The 17,761-nt window shown below is 72.3% G+C and carries 11 protein-coding genes and 3 pseudogenes; 6 read left to right on the top strand and 8 right to left on the bottom strand.

All coding sequences use genetic code 11. The features are described from left to right. Positions 1-38: 38 nt before the first annotated feature. Complete coding sequence (locus tag ACZ4EF_RS21005; protein ID WP_401720791.1) at positions 39-578, top strand: hypothetical protein; 540 nt, start codon at positions 39-41, stop codon at positions 576-578. Between the two features lie 31 nt (positions 579-609). Here ACZ4EF_RS21005 and ACZ4EF_RS21000 read toward each other — a convergent pair whose 3' ends face one another. The 3 genes and pseudogenes from ACZ4EF_RS21000 to ACZ4EF_RS20990 form a co-directional block, all read right to left on the bottom strand. After that, positions 610-912 carry a DUF1330 domain-containing protein gene (locus ACZ4EF_RS21000; protein WP_391164326.1) on the bottom strand — a complete coding sequence of 101 codons (303 nt, stop codon included), beginning with the start codon at positions 910-912 and terminating at the stop codon, positions 610-612. A 171-nt stretch (positions 913-1,083) separates the two neighbouring features. After that, positions 1,084-3,315: pseudogene (locus ACZ4EF_RS20995) on the bottom strand (family 78 glycoside hydrolase catalytic domain); the annotation flags it as partial. 579 nt (positions 3,316-3,894) lie between these two features. Further along, positions 3,895-4,344 (bottom strand): annotated as a pseudogene (locus tag ACZ4EF_RS20990) (glycoside hydrolase family 78 protein); the annotation flags it as partial. A gap of 450 nt (positions 4,345-4,794) precedes the next feature. Here ACZ4EF_RS20990 and ACZ4EF_RS20985 point away from each other — a divergent pair. Next, entirely contained in the window at positions 4,795-9,084 is a 4,290-nt protein-coding gene (locus tag ACZ4EF_RS20985; protein ID WP_467505963.1) for a glycoside hydrolase family 3 C-terminal domain-containing protein, read from the top strand. A 336-nt stretch (positions 9,085-9,420) separates the two neighbouring features. Next, positions 9,421-10,647: an FG-GAP-like repeat-containing protein gene (locus ACZ4EF_RS20980; protein ID WP_467505961.1), complete on the top strand. Its 1,227-nt coding sequence runs from the start codon at positions 9,421-9,423 to the stop codon at positions 10,645-10,647. Between the two features lie 123 nt (positions 10,648-10,770). Here ACZ4EF_RS20980 and ACZ4EF_RS20975 read toward each other — a convergent pair whose 3' ends face one another. The 3 genes from ACZ4EF_RS20975 to ACZ4EF_RS20965 form a co-directional block, all read right to left on the bottom strand. Then, positions 10,771-11,724: a GNAT family N-acetyltransferase gene (locus tag ACZ4EF_RS20975; RefSeq protein WP_391164323.1), complete on the bottom strand. Its 954-nt coding sequence runs from the start codon at positions 11,722-11,724 to the stop codon at positions 10,771-10,773. 127 nt (positions 11,725-11,851) lie between these two features. Next, positions 11,852-12,469, bottom strand: a complete 618-nt coding sequence (locus ACZ4EF_RS20970) for a hypothetical protein (RefSeq protein ID WP_401720802.1) — start codon at positions 12,467-12,469, stop codon at positions 11,852-11,854. A 232-nt stretch (positions 12,470-12,701) separates the two neighbouring features. Next, the gene (locus ACZ4EF_RS20965) at positions 12,702-13,142 is read right to left on the bottom strand and encodes a protein-tyrosine phosphatase family protein (RefSeq protein WP_467505958.1); all 441 of its coding nucleotides are present in this window, start codon (positions 13,140-13,142) and stop codon (positions 12,702-12,704) included. A gap of 190 nt (positions 13,143-13,332) precedes the next feature. On the opposite strand from ACZ4EF_RS20965, the gene ACZ4EF_RS20960 reads away from it, so the two are divergent. Further along, complete coding sequence (locus tag ACZ4EF_RS20960) at positions 13,333-13,629, top strand: hypothetical protein (RefSeq protein WP_467505956.1); 297 nt, start codon at positions 13,333-13,335, stop codon at positions 13,627-13,629. On the opposite strand, the gene ACZ4EF_RS20955 is transcribed toward ACZ4EF_RS20960, so the two are convergent. Continuing rightward, positions 13,596-14,213 (bottom strand): PepSY domain-containing protein, encoded by a 618-nt coding sequence (locus ACZ4EF_RS20955; protein WP_467505954.1) that lies wholly within the window; start codon positions 14,211-14,213, stop codon positions 13,596-13,598. The genes ACZ4EF_RS20960 and ACZ4EF_RS20955 overlap by 34 nt on opposite strands. A gap of 135 nt (positions 14,214-14,348) precedes the next feature. Between ACZ4EF_RS20955 and ACZ4EF_RS20950 the strand changes: the two genes are divergently transcribed. Beyond that, a complete protein-coding gene (locus ACZ4EF_RS20950; protein ID WP_467505952.1) occupies positions 14,349-15,011 on the top strand; it encodes a response regulator transcription factor in 663 nt (220 codons plus the stop codon). Between the two features lie 263 nt (positions 15,012-15,274). Beyond that, positions 15,275-16,612 (top strand): annotated as a pseudogene (locus tag ACZ4EF_RS20945) (sensor histidine kinase); the annotation flags it as partial. Between the two features lie 16 nt (positions 16,613-16,628). Here the strand turns inward: ACZ4EF_RS20945 and ACZ4EF_RS20940 are convergent. Then, positions 16,629-17,606, bottom strand: a complete 978-nt coding sequence (locus tag ACZ4EF_RS20940) for an aldo/keto reductase (RefSeq protein WP_467505950.1) — start codon at positions 17,604-17,606, stop codon at positions 16,629-16,631. Positions 17,607-17,761 lie beyond the last annotated feature (155 nt).

Below are 17,761 nucleotides of genomic sequence, written 5' to 3'. Positions count from 1 at the left end.
CGCTTTCGCGCCCTGTGCGGACCTCTACACTCCTGGCCATGCTGCCTCTGGACGACCCCCGCTGGACCACGCTCGACCACCGCGACCGGTCGAACGGCAAGAGCGGTTCCGACGCCCCCTGCGTGCCCGACGAACTGCGCCACCTGCTCGACCACCCCGCCGACCGCGAACGCTTCGACGACCTGTGGCCGTACCTCTGCTCCGAGGGCACCGCCTGGCCCGCCGCGTACGCCGCCGTGCCGCACATCGTCGCCATCGCGCGCGGCCTTCCGGCGGCCGAGAGGGACGACTACCTGTACGTGATCGGGCTCGTCGCCATGTGCTCGGGCGAGTACGGACAGGTCTGGGACGGCCTGCCCGACGACCTCGCGCAGGCGTACCGGCAGGCGCTCCCCGAGGCACTGGCCCTGCTCGGGGAGACGCTGGTGGCGGGCGAGCACGACCAGGTCACCACGGGTTATCTGCTCGCGGCCACGGCCGCGCTCAAGGGACACGGCGAATACGCCGAAATCCTCAACGATCTCGATGTGTACGCCGAATGCCAGTCCTGCGGCGAGCCGATGCTCGAACTGCCCTGATCCGCGCCGACCGTATACGGCGCCGAACCGGTCAGACCGATTCGCCGAAGCCGGGAAGAATGGCGAGGCGCCGCACGGTCGCCTTCTTGGCGATCTCGATACCGGGCGCGTAGGTGTCCGAGTTGTACCAGGCCCGCGCCTGCTCCACGCTGCTGAACGACAGCAGCGTCAGGCCCTTGGCACCGTCCCACGTGCCCTCGACCGCCTCGGGCCTGGCGTTGATCATCAGGTACTCGCCGCCGAATTCGGCCACCGCCTTCTGGGCGATCTCCCGGTAGTCCGCCATGGCGGCCATGTCGGTCACTTGAATTTCCAGCAGGACGTACGCGGTCATCTGCGGTCTCCCCGAATTCGGCTGCGAAATACGTCACATGACGTGGAACGCTGTGGATCACATGTGATCCGGCGCTCAGCATGCCGAATTCGGGACGGCCGCGCAATGGTCCCAAAGTCCCCGTGCCGAGCGGGAATTGGCGTGACTGTCACGCTCCGGCCCGCGATTGGCTCACCGACCCGCCGCGGTGAACCGCCAGTGGCCGGAACCGATCGCGTAGACCGCCTCCTCGCCGTCGCTGTGCAGCAGCCGAGCGCCGTGCGTGGCCTCGACCCGCGGATGCCGTGCGTCGGGCAGCGGCAGATGGACGGTCGCGGTCGAGCCGACCGGCACCGTGACGTCGAGCGTGGTCCGCCCGTTCGCGACGGTCCAGGAACTGGCGACCGTGCCGCGCGGGGTGGCGATCGAGGCCGCGGCGTGCCGCATCCCCGCAGGGATACGCGGCGCGACCGTCACCGTACGGTAGGCCGGCCCGGTCGGCTCGATGCCCGCCAACCGCGTGTAGAGCGAGGCGTTGACACCGGCGAACATCGCGTGGTCGTGGGTCTCCATGTTGGAGTAGTACGTCCACTGCTCCCACGAACTCGTCGCGCCCTGGCCGATCTCGTACCCGAAGCCGGGGTAGGTGCGCTGGTCCAGCACCGTCATCGCCACATCGATCCGGTCGATCGCGGCGAGCGCGTCCATCAGGTAGCGGGTGCCGAAGATGCCGGTGTCGAGGTGTCCGCCGTCCTTCTCGGTGATGGTGGAGACCAGTTGCCGTCCGACGGCCGCCACATGGGCCGCGGGCACCATGCCGAAGGCCAGCGGCAGCACGCTCGTGGTCTGCCGCCCGTCCCCGTAGGTGTCGCCCGCCGCGTTGAGGAACGCGGCGTTGAACGCGTCCTTGATGTCCCGCGCCAGCGTCCCGTAGCGGGCGGCGTCCGCGCTGTGGCCCAGCGCCGTCGCCGACTTGGCGACATCCACCGCCTGGAGGTAGGACAGCGCGGTGTTCACCACCGACACCTCGCTGGTGCAGGCGCCCGCGTTCGGCCCGCCGCGACCGCCGTTGGCGTTGGCGCCGCGGTCCGGCGGACACCAGTCGCCGAAGCCCCGGTCGCTCGGCCAGATGTGCCCCGGCACATCGGCGGCGTTCTTGTCGACGAACGCCTTCATCGCCGGATACGTGGCCGCCAGCGTCGCCCGGTCGCCGTACTGCTCGTACAGCGTCCATGCCAGCGTGATCTGGTCGCCGCCCATGTCGGGCTGCTGCGCGTTGCCCGCGTCGTTCGGCAGGGCCGTGCCGGGCGGCATGTCCTGGAGGTACTTGGCGTAGTAGCGGTCCATGCCGAACTCACGGGTGGACGCGTCGTGATACGCCTGCACGTCCATGCCGGGAGGTGTCCGCTCGTCGCGGACCGGATTGTCGGTCGGGACGCTCATCGAGTTGTTGAGGACGCTCCACCGGTTGTTCCGCCAGATCTGGTTCAGCAGCGCGTCGGAGGAGGAGAAGGTGCCCGTGGAGGCCACGTCGGCGTGCGCCACGCGCGCGTCCAGGCTGCTCAGGGCCGGTTCGCCGGGGAAGCCGGTGACCTCGACATAGCGGAAGCCGTGGTAGGTGAAGCGCGGCTCGTACGTCTCCGCCGTACGGGCGCCCGCCAGAGTGTAGGAATCGGTGGACGCCGCCGACCTGTTGGTGGCCGTGTCCAGCGTCCCGTCCGCGCCGACCTCCTCCGCCGTCCGCATCCTCACGGTCGTCCCGGCGGGACCCGTCACCCGCAGCCGCTCCCACCCCGCGATGTTCTGCCCGAAGTCGTAGACGTAGACGCCGGGCTGAGGCTGCGTCAGCTTCACCGCACGGAGCGTGTCCGTCACCCTGACCGGCGGCATGGTGTCCGCGACGAGCTTGTCCGAGGGCGCCGCCACCGTCCGCACCGGCTGCCAGCCGGAGTCGTCGAACGCTGCGCGGTCCCAACCCGGCTTGTCCAGGCGGGCGTTGTAGCTCTCACCCGCGTAGAGGTCATTGGCGGTGACGGCGCCGGTCGACCACTTCCAGGAGTCGTCGCTGACGACGCTCTGCCGGGTGCCGTCGGAGTAGCGGACATCGAGCAGCACGACGGCCTGCTTGGGCCCGGTCCAGCGGAAGCCGTACGGGCTGAACCGTGGCCCGTATCCGTTGCCCAGCCAGAGGCCCACCGAGTTGGCGCCCTGCTTGAGGGAGCCGGTGATGTCGTACGTGGCGTACAGATCACGCTGGTCGTACGGCGTGCTCGCCGGTGCGAGCACCCGGTCGCCGACCTTCGCGCCGTTCAGGTGCATCTCGTAGAAGCCGAGCCCGTAGACGTACGCCCGCGCCCTGGTGACCTTCTTCCGGCCGTCGAGGGTGAAGCCCTTGCGGAGCAGGGGCGCCGCGGGGTTCGGGTCGAGCAGAGTCGGGTCGCCCTTGGGCTCGAGCTGCCCGTTGGTGACCGCCGAGTCGGGGAAGGACGGGTCGGGCGAGGTGGAGAAGTCGTCGGAGAACAGCCTGGCCCCGTCCAGGCCGCGCACCACGAGGTTGTCGTACAGGGCGTCCTCGGCGACGTTGCCGGTGGTCGAGGTGCGGAAGCCCAGGGTGCCGGCGGTGAAGGTGGTGTCGGTCCGGGTGTCCACCCGCGTGCCGTCGACCGAGGTGGTGATCGTGGCGCCGTCCGCCCGGACGGTCAGGTGGTGGGGCGCTCCGGCGTTCGCCGTGGTGACCACCGGGCTGAGGTCGACCTCGCCGAGGGTGGCGAAGGAGCCGTCCTTCTGGACGTGCGGGCGCAGCAGCACCTTGCCGGGCGTCGAGGCCGCGTTGATCTGCCACATGTAGTAGTCGCGGCTGTCCTTGACGCGGAACAGGACGCTCGCCGCGCCCGCCTTGATGGTGAAGTCCGTGTCCAGGGTGAAGTCCGACCAGGAGGCGGCGCCGCCGGTGTCCGGGGTGATCCACCGCGCGCCCTTCCAGTCCGAAGAGTTCAGCAGGCCCATCTCCCAGCGCCCGACCGGACTCCAGGCCGACGCCCGGCCGTAGGCGTCCCAGACCTGCACCTTCCAGTAGTAGGTGCGCGAGGACTCCAGCGCGGGACCGCCGTAGGGCACGCCGGTCGAGTCGTCCGTCGCCACCCGGCCGCTGTCCCAGACGTCCGCCTTCGGGGAGTTCAGCCGGGCCGGGTCGCTCGCCACCAGCACCCGATAGGCGCTCTGCCGCTGGCCGTTGGCCGCGGCGCGCAGTTTCCAGCCGAGCGCGGGACGCGGATCGTCGATGCCCAGCGGATCCGTCGTGGCGTCAGCGGTCAGCTCACCCACGGAGATTCCGCCGGACGCGGCCTGCGCGGCCGGGGGGTGACCGAAGGGCGCGCCGCCCAGGGACAGCGACGTCACCAGGACCGCGACGGCGATCCCGTACGACAGTTTTTCCCGCGCAAAACCGGACATCGGACTCCTTGCGGTGAGTGAAACGATTCACTCCATTGAGGCGTGAGAAACGTATGAGAACGCCAGGTGGGGCGTCAATACTTCTGACGCGGCCCGGTTGCGTGCAGCCGCCATCCGGGGGTGTGCGCCCGATCCATCGGATCGGACATCGTTGTCGACATTGAAAGACGTTTCAATATCCTGGTCTTGGGCTTTCGGGTAATTCCGGGCGCATGCCTATTGACCGGCCGCTGAGATGGACTTAGGTTCTCCACGGCTCCTGTTGAATCGTTATATGGTCTGCCCCGCTTCGGATACGGCGCGTCCCCCGTGGCCCGCGCCCGGCGACCGACCCCGCACCACCCTGTGAGGCGGGCCCGTTCGGCGCGACGACGGAATGAATCGATTGACCGGGCAGGCGGCGCCGCACCACGGCCGCGCACCGCGCGACGTACTCCAGAGGGGACACCGATGACCGCACACCCCGCAGCGCAGCCCGACGGCGGACGGCCCGCACGGGCCCGACCCGCCAGGCTCGTACAGGCGTTGACCGCCGCCCTGCTGCTCACCTCGGCCACCGGACTGCTGCCCGCCGTCACCGGACAGGCCGCGGCCGACAGCGGCACGGCCGCCTGTCCCTGGCTGCACTCCAAGGCCGCCCCGGAACAGCGGGCCGCGCAGGTGCTCGCGCGGATGACCACCGACGAGAAGCTGTCGATGACCCACGGCAGCCAACTCCCCGGCTACGCGGGCGTGGTGGCCCCCCTGCCCCGGCTCTGCGTACCCGCGCTGAACCTCAACGACGGGGGAGCGGGCGTGGTGATGGGCGGCACGACGGCCATGCCCGCTCCGGTCGCCGCCGCCGCCACCTGGGACCCGGCCGTGGAGACCGCGTACGGACAGGTCGTCGGCGCCGAGGCGAAGACCAAGGGCGTCAGCGTCAACCTCGGACCCGATGTGAACCTGGAGCGCGACCCGCGCGGCGGACGCGTCTTCGAGATGGCCGGTGAAGATCCCTACCTGTCCGGCGCGATGGCCACCAAGTACGTCCAAGGCGTCCAGTCCCAGGGCGTGATGGCCGACCTCAAGCACCTCGCGGCCAACGACACCGAGCAGAACCGCAACAACGGCAACGCCATCGTCGACGAACGCACCCTCAACGAGATCTACTACCCGGCGTTCAAGCAGGCCGTCCAGCAGGGCGACGCCGCCTCCATCATGGCCGCCACCAGCCTGGTCAACGGCGTCCACTCCAACGAGGACGCGTATCTGCTGAACCGGACCGCCAAGCAGGACTGGGGCTTCGACGGATTCGTCGTCACCGACTGGGACGGCGCCCGCAGCACCGTCCGGGCCGCCAACGCCGGTCTCGACCTCACCATGCCCGCCCCCGGCAACTTCGGACAGCCGCTCGCCGACGCCGTCCGCTCCGGGCAGGTCGGCATGGCCGTGCTCAACGACAAGGTCGCCCGGCTGCTCACCGAGGAATTCGCCTACGGCCTCTTCGACACCGCACCGGGCTCGCCCTCCGCGACCGCGACCACCCCCGCGCACGTCGCCACCGCGCGCGACATCGCGGCGCAGGGCACCGTCCTGATGAAGAACGCGGGCCGGCTGCTCCCGCTCGACCCCGCCAGGACGCCCACGGTCGCCGTGATCGGCGCCGCCGCCAAGGACGCGCCGATCACCGGAGGCGGCGGCAGCTCGCACGTACCCGTGGACGCCTCGTCCGTCGTCACCGTCGCCGACGGCATCGCCCAACGGCTCGGGACGAAGGGCCGCGTCGACTACCTCGGCTCCTGGGCCGCCCGGGCGTCCTCCTCCGCCGGCCCCTCCGACCAGCCGCACAACATGGTCGACGGCAACGCGGGCACCCGCTGGTCCAGCGGCACCCCGATGGCCGACGGCCAGTGGGTCAGCGTCGACATGGGCGCCTCGCACAGCATCGACCGGGTCACCCTGGACGCGGGCAACAGCACCGACTACGCCCGCGGTTACCGCGTCCTGCTCTCCGCGGACGGCGCCACATGGGGCGACCCGGTCGCCGAGGGCGCCGGCACCGGACAGGTCGTCACCGCGACCTTCGCCGCCCGGCAGGCCCGCTACATCAGGATCGAACAGACCGGCACCGCCGACAGTTGGTGGTCGATCGCCGAACTGACCGCCTTCGGCGCGGACGGCACCGGCGCCCAGGTCGCCATCGGCAGAACCGGAGTCGACGTCCCCGGCGTGACCGACAAGCTGCCGACCGTACCGGCCGCGACCTTCACCACCGCCGACGGCCACCCCGGCCTGACCACGCAGTACTTCAACAACCTCGACCTGTCCGGCACCCCCGCGCTCACCCGCGTCGAGCCGACCGTCGACGACCACTACACGGCCGCGCCCGGCCCCGGGGTCAACCCGGCCGGATTCTCCGTGCGGTGGAAGGGCTACCTGACGGCACCCGTCACCGGCACGTACACCTTCTCGATGGCCAACACCGGCGGCATCCGGATGACCCTCGACGGGCAGCCGGTCTTCCAGGACTGGGCGCAGTACGGCCCCGGCGTGTCCGCCATCCGCCTCACGGGCGGCGTGCGGACCCCGATCACGGTCGAGAACTACCAGCCGGTCAACGGCCCCACGGGACCGGTCGCCGGGACGCCGACCAGCCCGCCGGGCAACGGCTCGGTCACCCTGGGCTGGCAGGTGCCCGACACCGCGGCCATCGCCGCCGCGGCCGCCGCCGCCCGACAGGACAGCGTCGCCGTGGTCGTCGTCAACGACGACGAGAGCGAGGACGGCGACCGGCAGAATCTCACCCTGCCCGGCGCGCAGGACGACCTCGTCGCCGCCGTCGCCGCGGCCAACCCGCACACGATCGTCGTCCTCAACACCGGCGCGCCCGTGCTCATGCCGTGGCTCGACAAGGTCGACGGCGTCCTCGAGTCCTGGTACGGCGGCCAGCAGAACGGCGCCGCACTGGCCTCCGTCCTGTTCGGCGACGTCAACCCCTCGGGCAAGCTGCCCCAGACCTGGCCCGCGAGCATGGCGCAACTGCCGACCGCCGACCCGTCCCGCTACCCGGGCACCGTCGATGTCGCCACCAACACCACCGACTACCACTACAGCGAGGGACTCGAGGTCGGCTACCGCTGGTACGACGCCCACCACCTCACCCCGCTCTTCCCGTTCGGCTACGGCCTGACCTACTCGTCCTTCTCCTTCAGCGGGCTCACCGTCTCACCGGGCGTCACCGGCACGACCGGGCCGGTGAAGGTCTCCGCGACGGTGAAGAACACCGGCACCCGTACCGCCTCCGAGGTCGCCCAGCTCTACGTCGGCGACCCGGCGGGCGCGGGCGAACCCCCCAAGCAGCTCAAGGGATTCCAGCGCGTCACCCTCCGGGCCGGACAGTCGCGGCGCGTCACCTTCACCCTCGCGCCCGACGACCTGCGCACCTGGGACTCCAAGGCCCACGCCTGGACGACGATTCCGGGCACGTACCGGATCTACGTCGGTAACTCCTCCCGCGATCTGCCGCTGACCGGCGCCCACACCCTCACCACGACCACCGGCGCCCGTACCGTCACCGCGCAGGTCCCCGCCGCGCTCGACCCCGTCCACGGCAACGTGGTCACCACCACCCTCACCGCGGGCGGCACGCGCACGCTCCAGCACGTCCGGCTCGGCCTCGGCGTACCCGCCGGATGGACCGTACGGGCCCTGACGCCCGCCACTTTCAACCGTGTCGACCCCCGCACCCGCCCGCGCACCTCATGGCTGGTGACCCCGCCCGCCGACGCGCAGATCCGCCTGTGGCGGCTCACCGCGACGGCGACGGCGACCGGCGGATTCAGCGTCTCCGGCGGCCAACAGGTCACCACCGCGCCGCTGGTGGACGCGCGACTGACCTCCGCCACCAAGCTGGCCCGCACCGGCACCGCGTTCCCCGCGACCCTCACCCTGCGCAACGCGACCGACCAGACCGTCACCGTCACCGCCGACACCAAGGCGCCGACCGGCGTCACCGTCACACCGTCCCGGGCCGCGGTGACCCTGCGTCCACGCGCCACCGCCACCACCAAGCTGACCGTCACCGTCGGCGCGAACGCCACCTCCGCGGCGCTCGACCTCACCGGCACCGTCACCGTGGCCCGCCACGACCACCCGCTCGACGGCGGATCGCTCGCACTGCCCCTGCTGTACGGATCACTCGCCGCCGCCTACGACAACACCGGGGTCGGCGACGAGACCGCCCCCGGCGCGGCCGACTTCGACGGCGCGGGATTCAGCTACTCCGCCCAGGCCCTCGCCGACGTCGGCGTCAAGCCGGGCCAATCCGTCGCACACGGCCCGGCCACCTTCACCTGGCCGGACCCGGCACCGGGCGGCGCGGACAACGTGGTCGCGGCCGGACAGCACATCGCGGTGGACACGAGCGGATCTGCCCTGTGGTTCCTCGGCGCCGCGAACAACGGCAGCGGATCGGGCACCGGCACCCTCACGTACACCGACGGCAGCACCGCCCCGTTCACCCTCGCCCTCACCAACTGGACCCCGAGCACCCCGCTCCCCGAGGACGAACCCGTCGCCACCGCACCCCGCTGGAACCGTCCGCCGAACAGCGGCTATCCGGCCGACACCGCCGTCAGCCTGTACGCCACCAAGATCCCGCTGGCCGCGGGCAGGACGCTGGCGTACGTCACCCTGCCGACCACGGTCACCGGCGATCAGGCGGGCACCCGGCTGCACGTCTTCGGCCTGACCGTCACCTAGGGCGTGTCCGTGAAGTCTCGTCTGGCTGGCGGCGCCTGGCACGCACGCTCGCTGCGTTGTCGGGCTCATCCGAATAGGCCCACTATGAGGACGACCCTCCGCCTTGCGATCGCACGCACCAGACACCGCCAGCCCCGCCCTCCGGGCGGACGACGCGACTTCACGGACACGCCCTAGGCCCGACAGGACCCGCCGGACCATGAGCGCCGTTCCCCGTCCACCCCTCCCGGGCGGGGAACGGTACCGCCGAGTGCCGTACACGCCGGGCCGGGCACGACTAAGGTGTGCCCGGCCCGCACCCGCCCGGCGGGCCGGATGTTCCTTGGGGGGACCGTCATGCGTATCTCACTGCGCGCCTCACTGCGCGCCACCTTATTGACCACCGCCGTCGCGCTCGGACTTGTGGCCGGGGGAGTCGCCCCCGCGCAAGCCGCGACCGGCTACGACCGGTGCCCGCAGGGCGCCCTGTGCCTGTTCGACCAGCCCGGCGGCCAGGGGACCATGACGTCCTACACCGCCGCGCAGCCGACCCTCGGCGCGTGGGACGACAAGGCGTCCTCGGTCTACAACCGCACCGGCTACCACGCCCTGTGCATGTACAGCCTGGCCGACTACCAGTACCTCGACGCCGTCCACGACGTCGAGGCCGACACCACCGGCACCGGCGACGACCGCTGGGAGCTGTCGCGGTTCACCAGCCCGGGCGCCACCCTCGACCACAACCTCAGCTCCTTCCGCTGGGCGCACACCCTGCGGGAGTGCCAGGGAGGCCCCGAGTACCTGCCGTGGTTCGCGCCGTACGGAGTCTTCAAACGCCCCGCCCAGCCGTTCGGCGATCTCAACGGCGACGGCCGCGAGGACCTGCTGCTGCGGACGTACTCCGGAAAGCTGTGGCGGCTGCCCGGCGACGGCACCGCCGGTCTTGAGGGGTCCGGCTGGAACTCCATGTCGGCGCTGACCCGGCACGGCGATCTCAACGGCGACGGCACGGAGGACCTGCTGGCCCGCGACACCACCGGCCGGCTGTGGATGTATCCGGGCACCGGCCGCGGCACCTTCGGCGCCCGGCTCCTGGTGGGCCCCGGCTGGAACACGATGACCGCCGTGACCGCCGCCGGAGACCTCGACGGCGACGGCAAGGGCGATCTGCTGGCCCGCGACACCACCGGCCAGTTGTGGATGTACCCCGGCCGGGGCGACGGCACCTTCGGCACCCGCCTGCTCGTCGGCCCCGGCTGGAACGTGATGGGCGCCTTCGCCGCCCCCGGCGACCTGACCGGCGACGGCCGCCCCGACCTCGTCGTGACCGAGCTGTCCACGGGCAAGCTGTGGCTCTATCCGGGCGACGGGCACGGCCGCCTCGGCGCCCGCGTCCTGGCGGGCACCGGCGGCTGGACGCCCTTCACCACGCTCCTCGGCATCGGCGACCTGACCGGTGACCTGCTGCCCGATCTCGTGGCCGCCACCACCGGGCAGATGCGCGTGTACTCGGCGGGGACGTCGGAGGGCGTCTTCGACACCGGGGCGCGCGTGAGCCTGTCCGAGGGCGACGCGCTGTTCTGATCCCGCCGGGAGTCACCGGACGGGTGCGTCCGGCGGACGGCCCGCCAGGGAGTCGAGGAGGCTGCGCGTGGCGGTCGGTGCGCCGATCGCCGCGCTGGTCTGGTGACTCCCGGCGCGGACCGCTCAGGCGGAGGCGCGGACCCTGATCAGCGGCGCGTCCCGCGAGAACTCCCGGAATCCGACGCCGTAGTACAGGGCGCGCGCCGCCGGATAGCCCGGCGCGCCCAGGCAGGCGACGGTCGCGTGCGTGGCCCCGGCGGCCCGCGCGCGACGCATGCCGTGCAGGAGCATCGCCCTGGCCAGCCCCAGACGCCGGTAGTCCGGATGGGTGCCGACCGGCTCGAACTCGACGGTCGCGTTCGCCTCGTCGAACCACATGATGGTCGAGGACGCCATCGTCGCGTCCGGCGCCTCCACCAGAAGGTGCAGATCCGCGCGGTAGCCCGTCGCCCGCCGGACACCCTCATAGCTCTCGGCCGTGTACGTCGAGGGCGCCCACGCGTCCACATGGGCCCGGACCGCGGCCTGCGGTCCCGCCTCCTCGGCGGTGCGGAACCGGAATCCGTCCGGCAGCAGCGGCTCCTCGACGTCGGTCAGCTCCCGCTCGTTGAGCTGCGTCCAGGACCCCTTCTCGCCGAGCGAGGCCGGATCGGGCTCGTAGCCGTGCGCCGCCCACCGCGCCAGGCCGAACGTGTCGGCGCCGCTCGGCACCACCGTCCGCTCGACGTCCGGCGTCGTGGCGTGAAACCAGTCGATCACCTCGTCGACCAGTCCCGCGTGGTCGGGGTGGACCTGATACGCCAGATAGGCGCCGGTCGCATCCCGCACAGAACCGTCGCTGCGCCGCAGCCGGTGCGGAAGCTGGGCCCAGCCCCACGCGACCGGCTCCCCGCCGGAGAACCACAGCCGCCGCGGCCAGTTCGCGCCGCCGGCGGCGTGCCCCTTGCCCCAGTTCCACGCCAGCTCGCCGTACGACGCGTCGGTGTTCACCAGGTCAGGGCGCACAGCGGTGACGCGCTGCGCCATGTCCTGCATGAGCTGTACGTCCGCGGCGGTCAGCAGCTCGAAGTCGGTCATGGTCCGCCACAGTGTCAGGACTCGGCGGAGCCGTCGAACGGTTTTCCGGGCCCACCGGTCGCGGCGGCCGAGAACACGGGGCGGGCGTGTCGTCACCGGCCTCGGGGGCGGCAGAGCCGGATCGGGCTCAGCCCTCACCGGGGCGCGGGGCGTCCGACTCGGCGGGGAAGCAGTCCAGCCGGGCGGCGGCCAGTTCCTGGAGTGTGCCGCCCGCCGTCAGCCAGCCGAGCAGGCACGACGGCAGTAACCAGGGCCGCAGCGAGGTCGTCACCGGTACGAAGGTGATCTGCCGGTCCGTGGTGTCGAGCACCGCCCAACCGCCGTCCCTGACCAAGGGAACGGCCGCTATCCGGCAGGTGTCGTGCGCCGCGGTGACGGCCAGCAGCCAGCGGCTCGCGTCGCCTGCCGAGCGCGACCTGCTCCCGTAGAGCACATCGGCGAGCTGCCGCCACTTCGGCGCCTCGTGGGTGTCCGCGTCGACCACGAAGTGCTCGTCCAGGACGCGGTGTTCACCCGGCAGGGCCGCGCCGGGCGCGGCCGACAGGACGGCCTGCCGCCCCGGCGTCCGTACGGCCAGCGAGAGCGCGGGCGCCGGTCGGTCGGCCACCGAGGCCGTGGGCATGTCCCTTTGCGTGACGGCGAGTTCGACGCCGAGGTCCATACCGAGTTCGACACTGACCAGACATCGGCCGCTCGGCGGTTGAGGTCCGTCCGCCCATGCCGCCGACCCGCTGTCCATCGCCATCCGGGCCGTCCTCCCCCCGCTCACCCGCTGGACCCGTCGGAACGGCTGGGTCCGCCGAGCCCCCGAGCCCTGAGCGCCTCCGGTACGGCTCTCACGAAGAGGCCGGGGACCGGGCCGTTCTGTGACTCGACAGGACATCAAACCGGCATTTCGCCCGCGTTACGATCAGCGAACAAGCGATGACGGATTCCCGTACCGGTCTAGCGCGTTGGGGATCGCCGCAGGCGCGCGCTCAGCGCTCCGCGCGGTCGAAGCGGCGGATGAAGCGGCGCTGCCACGGCGTCTCCACGGCGCGGTGGTGATAGTGCCGGCGGATGAAGGCGACGGCCTCGTCCGCCGGGACCCCGTCCAGAACGGCCATGCAGGCGAGGGCTGTTCCGGTCCGCCCGATGCCGCCGCCGCACGCGACCTCCACCCGCTCGTCCGCCGCCCGGGCCAGCGCCTCCTCGAAGGCCGCCCGCGCCTGCCGTCGATCGGCGGGCAGCCGGAAATCCGGCCAGCGCACCCACCGCGCCTCCCAGCGCGTCAACGGCGGCTCGCCGCCCAGCAGATAGACGCCGAAGGACGGCGTCGGGCCCGCCGGAAGCGGTCGGCGCAGACCGCGCCCGCGCACCAGCGCACCGGACGGAAACTGTACGATCCCGTCGCCCGACGGGTCCCAGCTCTCGGTCATCCCGGCACCCTACCGAGACCCGCCGGTCGCGACCCGTGCGCGGACCCCGCCGCCACACCGGGCGTGGCGAACGCGCGCGGACAGGCGATCATGGCCGGTCTGTCCGGCCGCTCGGTCGACGCCCTGCTGATAGCGGGCGACCGCGACCTCATCGACCACCTCCCGCTGCTGGCGGACGCGCTTTCCCGTCGTGCTCTGCGCCTGGGAGAACGCGGCCCCCGAGCTGTTCCCCGTCGTCACCATCGACTACGAGGGCGCCGGTCACCTCGCGGGACGGCGCCTGCGCGGCCTCGGCCACGAGCGGGTCGCCGTCGTCGCCAGCCCCGCGTACACCGTCCAGGTCGCGGGCTTCCGCCGCGCCTTCGCCGCCGCCGGCCTCGCCGTACCCGACACCGCCGTCCTCCTCGCCCCGGAACCGACCCCCGAGGGCGGCTTCGCCGCCGCGCCCACGGCTCAGGAGTCGTCGCCGCCCCGGCCCCGGTGCTGATCGCCGTCGTCCGCGCTGTGCCCGCTCCCATGACCGTCGCCCGACCGGTTACCGCCGTGGTCGTTACTGCCGTGGTCGTCGGCTCCGGGGGAGCGGGTCGGGCTCGGAGTGCCGCCGCCGTGGTCGTCACCTCCGGGCGAACGCGTCGGGCGGGGAGTCGCCGCGCCCCGGCCGCCGCCACGGTGACCGTCCAGGCTGACGGTGCCGGAGGTCGCGTTCACCCTCAACTCGCGTAGCACGCCGTCCTTTCCGAGCGCCCTGACCTCCCAGAAGTCCGCGCGGGAACGCTCGACGGAGACGACCGTCCCCGGATACAGCGTGAGCGCGGCGGTCACGGCCTCGGCCGCCGTGAGGCCGGTGCTGCTGGGAGTCGGGGCGCCGGTGCGCGGGACGCCCGTCGGGGCACCCGTCGACGGCGTACGGCGGTCGCCGCCGTGGTCGTCGCCCGCGTCGTGCGGGGACGTGGCGCTCGGGACTGCCGTCGCACGGCCGTTGTGGTCGTCACCCGCGGCGATGGCGGTGTAGCCGCCACCGGCGAGCAGGGCCGCCGCGGCGACGGCGGCGAGGGTGATGTCGCGCTTCATGAGGAGCCTCCCCGGCCGGGCTGTACCCGGCCTGTGTCGTTGCTGTGTCCGTGCCAACACGATGGCCGGAGCAAGCTGAAGGCAGCCTGAAGCGACCTGAAGATCGCTTCAGGTTCGATTTGGGAGGGTGGGCCCATGCGCTTGCTGATCGTGGAGGACGAGAAGAGACTCGCCGTCTCCCTGGCCAAGGGACTGACGGCCGAGGGCTTCGCCGTGGACGTCGTCCACGACGGGCTCTCGGGACTGCACCTGGCCGGAGACCGCGCCTACGACCTCGTCGTCCTCGACATCATGCTGCCCGGCATGAACGGCTACCGCGTGTGCGCCGCGCTGCGCGCCGCGGGCAACGACGTACCGATCCTGATGCTCACGGCCAAGGACGGCGAGTACGACGAGGCCGAGGGCCTGGACACAGGCGCGGACGACTATCTGACCAAGCCGTTCTCCTACATCGTGCTCGTCGCACGGGTGAAGGCACTGCTGCGCCGCCGGGCCTCTCCCGGTGCCTCGCCGGTCCTGCGGGTCGGCGGCCTCGCCGTCGACACCTCCGCCCGGCGGGTGTTCCGCGGCGAGGACGAAGTGGCGCTCACCGCCAAGGAGTTCGCGGTCCTCGAACAACTCGCCGTCCGGGCGGGCCAGGTGGTCGGCAAGCCGGAGATCCTGGAGCACGTCTGGGACTTCGCCTACGACGGCGACCCCAACATCATCGAGGTCTACATCAGCGCGCTGCGCCGCAAGCTGGGCGCGGCCACCATCCAGACGGTACGCGGCGCGGGTTACCGCCTGGTCACGTCATGAGGCGCCGCCCGCTCGGCTCCGTGCAGGCCAAGACGGTGCTGGGCGCGACCGCCGTGGTGACCGTGGCGATGGTGGCCGCCGGGATCGCGGTCCTCCTCTCGCTCGGCGCCAACCTCACCGAGCAGGCCCAGAGCCAGGCCAACGACACCGCACGCCGCGTCGCCGTGACCGTCGCGACCCGCAAGGCGGACGCCGCGCTCTACTCCGGGCTCGCCCTCCCCGACGACGCGCCCGTCCAAGTGACCACCACCGACGGGCGGTTGCTCGCCGCGAGCAGGACCCTGGAGAAGATCAGCGGCACGGGAGTGCCGGACGTCAGGCCGCGTGGGTCTGCGCCCGAGCCGACACCCACCGTCAGTCCGACCTCGGCACCGACGCCGCCACCGACCGTGTCGCCGAGCGGGACCGCCGACGACCACGGCGGCGCAGGCGGCGGCCGTGGCCGGGGCAAGGGCGGGCGCGACGGCGACGCGCAGGAGACGACCCCCAGCGGCCGGGGGAGCGACGACCACGCCACGCCCACCGGCACCGCCGACCCCGTCGTCGGCGAGATCAGCGGCACCGTCCAAGAGGGCGCGGGACACGCCACGTTGGACGGTCGCGGCGCCGCCTACCGGTTCGCGACGGTCAAGGCCACCGACCTCGCGGGGCAGACGGTCCTGGTCCACGCGGGCGCCTCGCTCGCGGCGCGCGAGAGCGCCGTGCGCACCACCACCGTGGTCATGCTGGCGGGACTGCCCGCCCTGCTGGCGGTCGTCGGCGGCGTGACCTGGCTGGTCACCCGCCGCGCACTGGCCCCGGTCGCGGGCATCCGCCGCGAGATGGCCGCCATCACGGCCTCGGAGGACCTCTCCCGGCGCGTGCCGGAGCCCGCGGCGCACGACGAGGTGGCCCGGCTGGCCCGGACCACCAACGAAACGCTCACCGCCCTCGAAGCGTCCGTCGAACGGCAGCGCCGCTTCGTCGCCGACGCCTCGCACGAACTGCGCAGCCCGATCGCCTCCCTGCGCACGCAGCTCGAAGTGGGCTCCGCGCACCCGCAGTTGCTCGACGTCCCCGGCGCCGTCAAGGACACCGTGCGACTCCAGCAACTCGCGGCCGACCTGCTGCTGCTCGCCCGCCTCGACGCGGGGGAGACGCCGACGCAACGGCCGGTCGATCTGGCCGCGTTGGTGCGCGAGGAGGCCGAGGGGCGGGCCACCGACCGTACGCCGGTCGCCGTCGACATCGGTCAGGACGCCGCCTTGAGAGCGGAAGTCAACGGGTCACGGGGCCAGTTGGCCCGGCTCGTGCGCAATCTGCTCGACAACGCCCAACGGCACGCCCGCACCGAGGTCACCGTGTCCGTACGCCGCGGGGACGGCCGGATCGTGCTCGCGGTCGCCGACGACGGCGCAGGCGTACCGGAGGCCGAGCGCGAGCGGATATTCGAGCGGTTCGTACGGCTCGACGAGGCCCGCAGCCGGGACGACGGCGGGGCCGGACTCGGCCTGGCCATCGCCCGTGACGTGGCGCACCGGCACGGCGGCACGCTCACCGTCGGCGCCGCGCCGAGCGGCGGCGCCCGCTTCGAACTCCGGCTGCCGAAAGCCGATGTGTGACCCCGTCAGTTCCGGGTCAGTTCCACGGCATGCGCGAGCGGTGATCCCAGTACGCGGCCGGTGTCTGCGCCAACTCGGTGACGAGACGGCCGAGTTGCGCGTCGTCGAGGCGGACGTCAGTCGCGCGCAGATTCGAGGCCAGTTGGTCCTCGGTCGCCGCTCCCGACAGCACCACGTCGACCCACGGCTGACGCAGCGCGGCGGCCAGCGTCAGAGCGTCGTAGGAGGCTCCCGTCGCCTCGGCGACCGGAGCCAGCACCGCGTCCAGTCGCGGGTCGCGTTCTGCGAGACGCCCGTTGGCGAGACCTTCCTTGATGATGACGGTACGACCCGCCTCGTGCGCCTCCGCCAAGGCGGGGCCCGCCGACGGCTCCAGGACATTCCAGGTGGACTGGACGCTGCCGAACACCGGACGCCCGTCGACGCTGACATCGAGAGCGGCGCGGATCGCGTCACCCTGCCGGGGCCCGCTGGTCGAGATGCCCACGGCCACCCCCTGATCGGCGAGCGCGACCAGCCGCCGGTGCAGGACGGGATCGGTGAGAGCCGGGCTGTCCGGTGTCACCGAATGCACCTGGTAGAGGTCGAGCCGGTCGCCGAACAGCCCGCGCGTCTCGGCGAGTTGACGGTCGTAGACCCCGACGCTGTGGTCCTTCACCTCATGGGTCTCCGCGTCGACCCGCCAGTCCGCCGTATAGGTGTAACCCCACTTGCTGCCGACCATGACCCCCGGCCGGTCACCGCCCGCGTCCAGCCACTCGGCCAGGAACTCCTCGGCCCGGCCGTACGAGCGCGCAGCGTCGAAGTAGCGCACGCCGCGCGCGTACGCGAAGTCCAGCACCTCGTGCGTCCGCCGTCGCATCGCCGCCACGTCCCGGCCCGGCGGCAGATCCCGCTCCCGGCCGAGATTGATGTATCCGGGCCGCCCGAGAGCGGCCAGGCCGAGGCCGATCCGGTGGGGTACGTCGGCGAGCGACGGCGGCTGCGTGACCATGCGACGGCTCCTGACCGTGGGGCGACTGCGACTGCGACTGCGACTGCGACTTTGACGACGAGGACGGCTGCGGCCGTGCGGCGCGGGCGTACACCCGCGATGTCCCGCCCACCCGCATGATCACCGTACGTCGCCCGCCGCCGCGCCCGTCACCC

The organism is Streptomyces sp. NPDC025721 (assembly GCF_055558595.1).
This window is presented reverse-complemented; position numbering and strand designations above follow the sequence as displayed.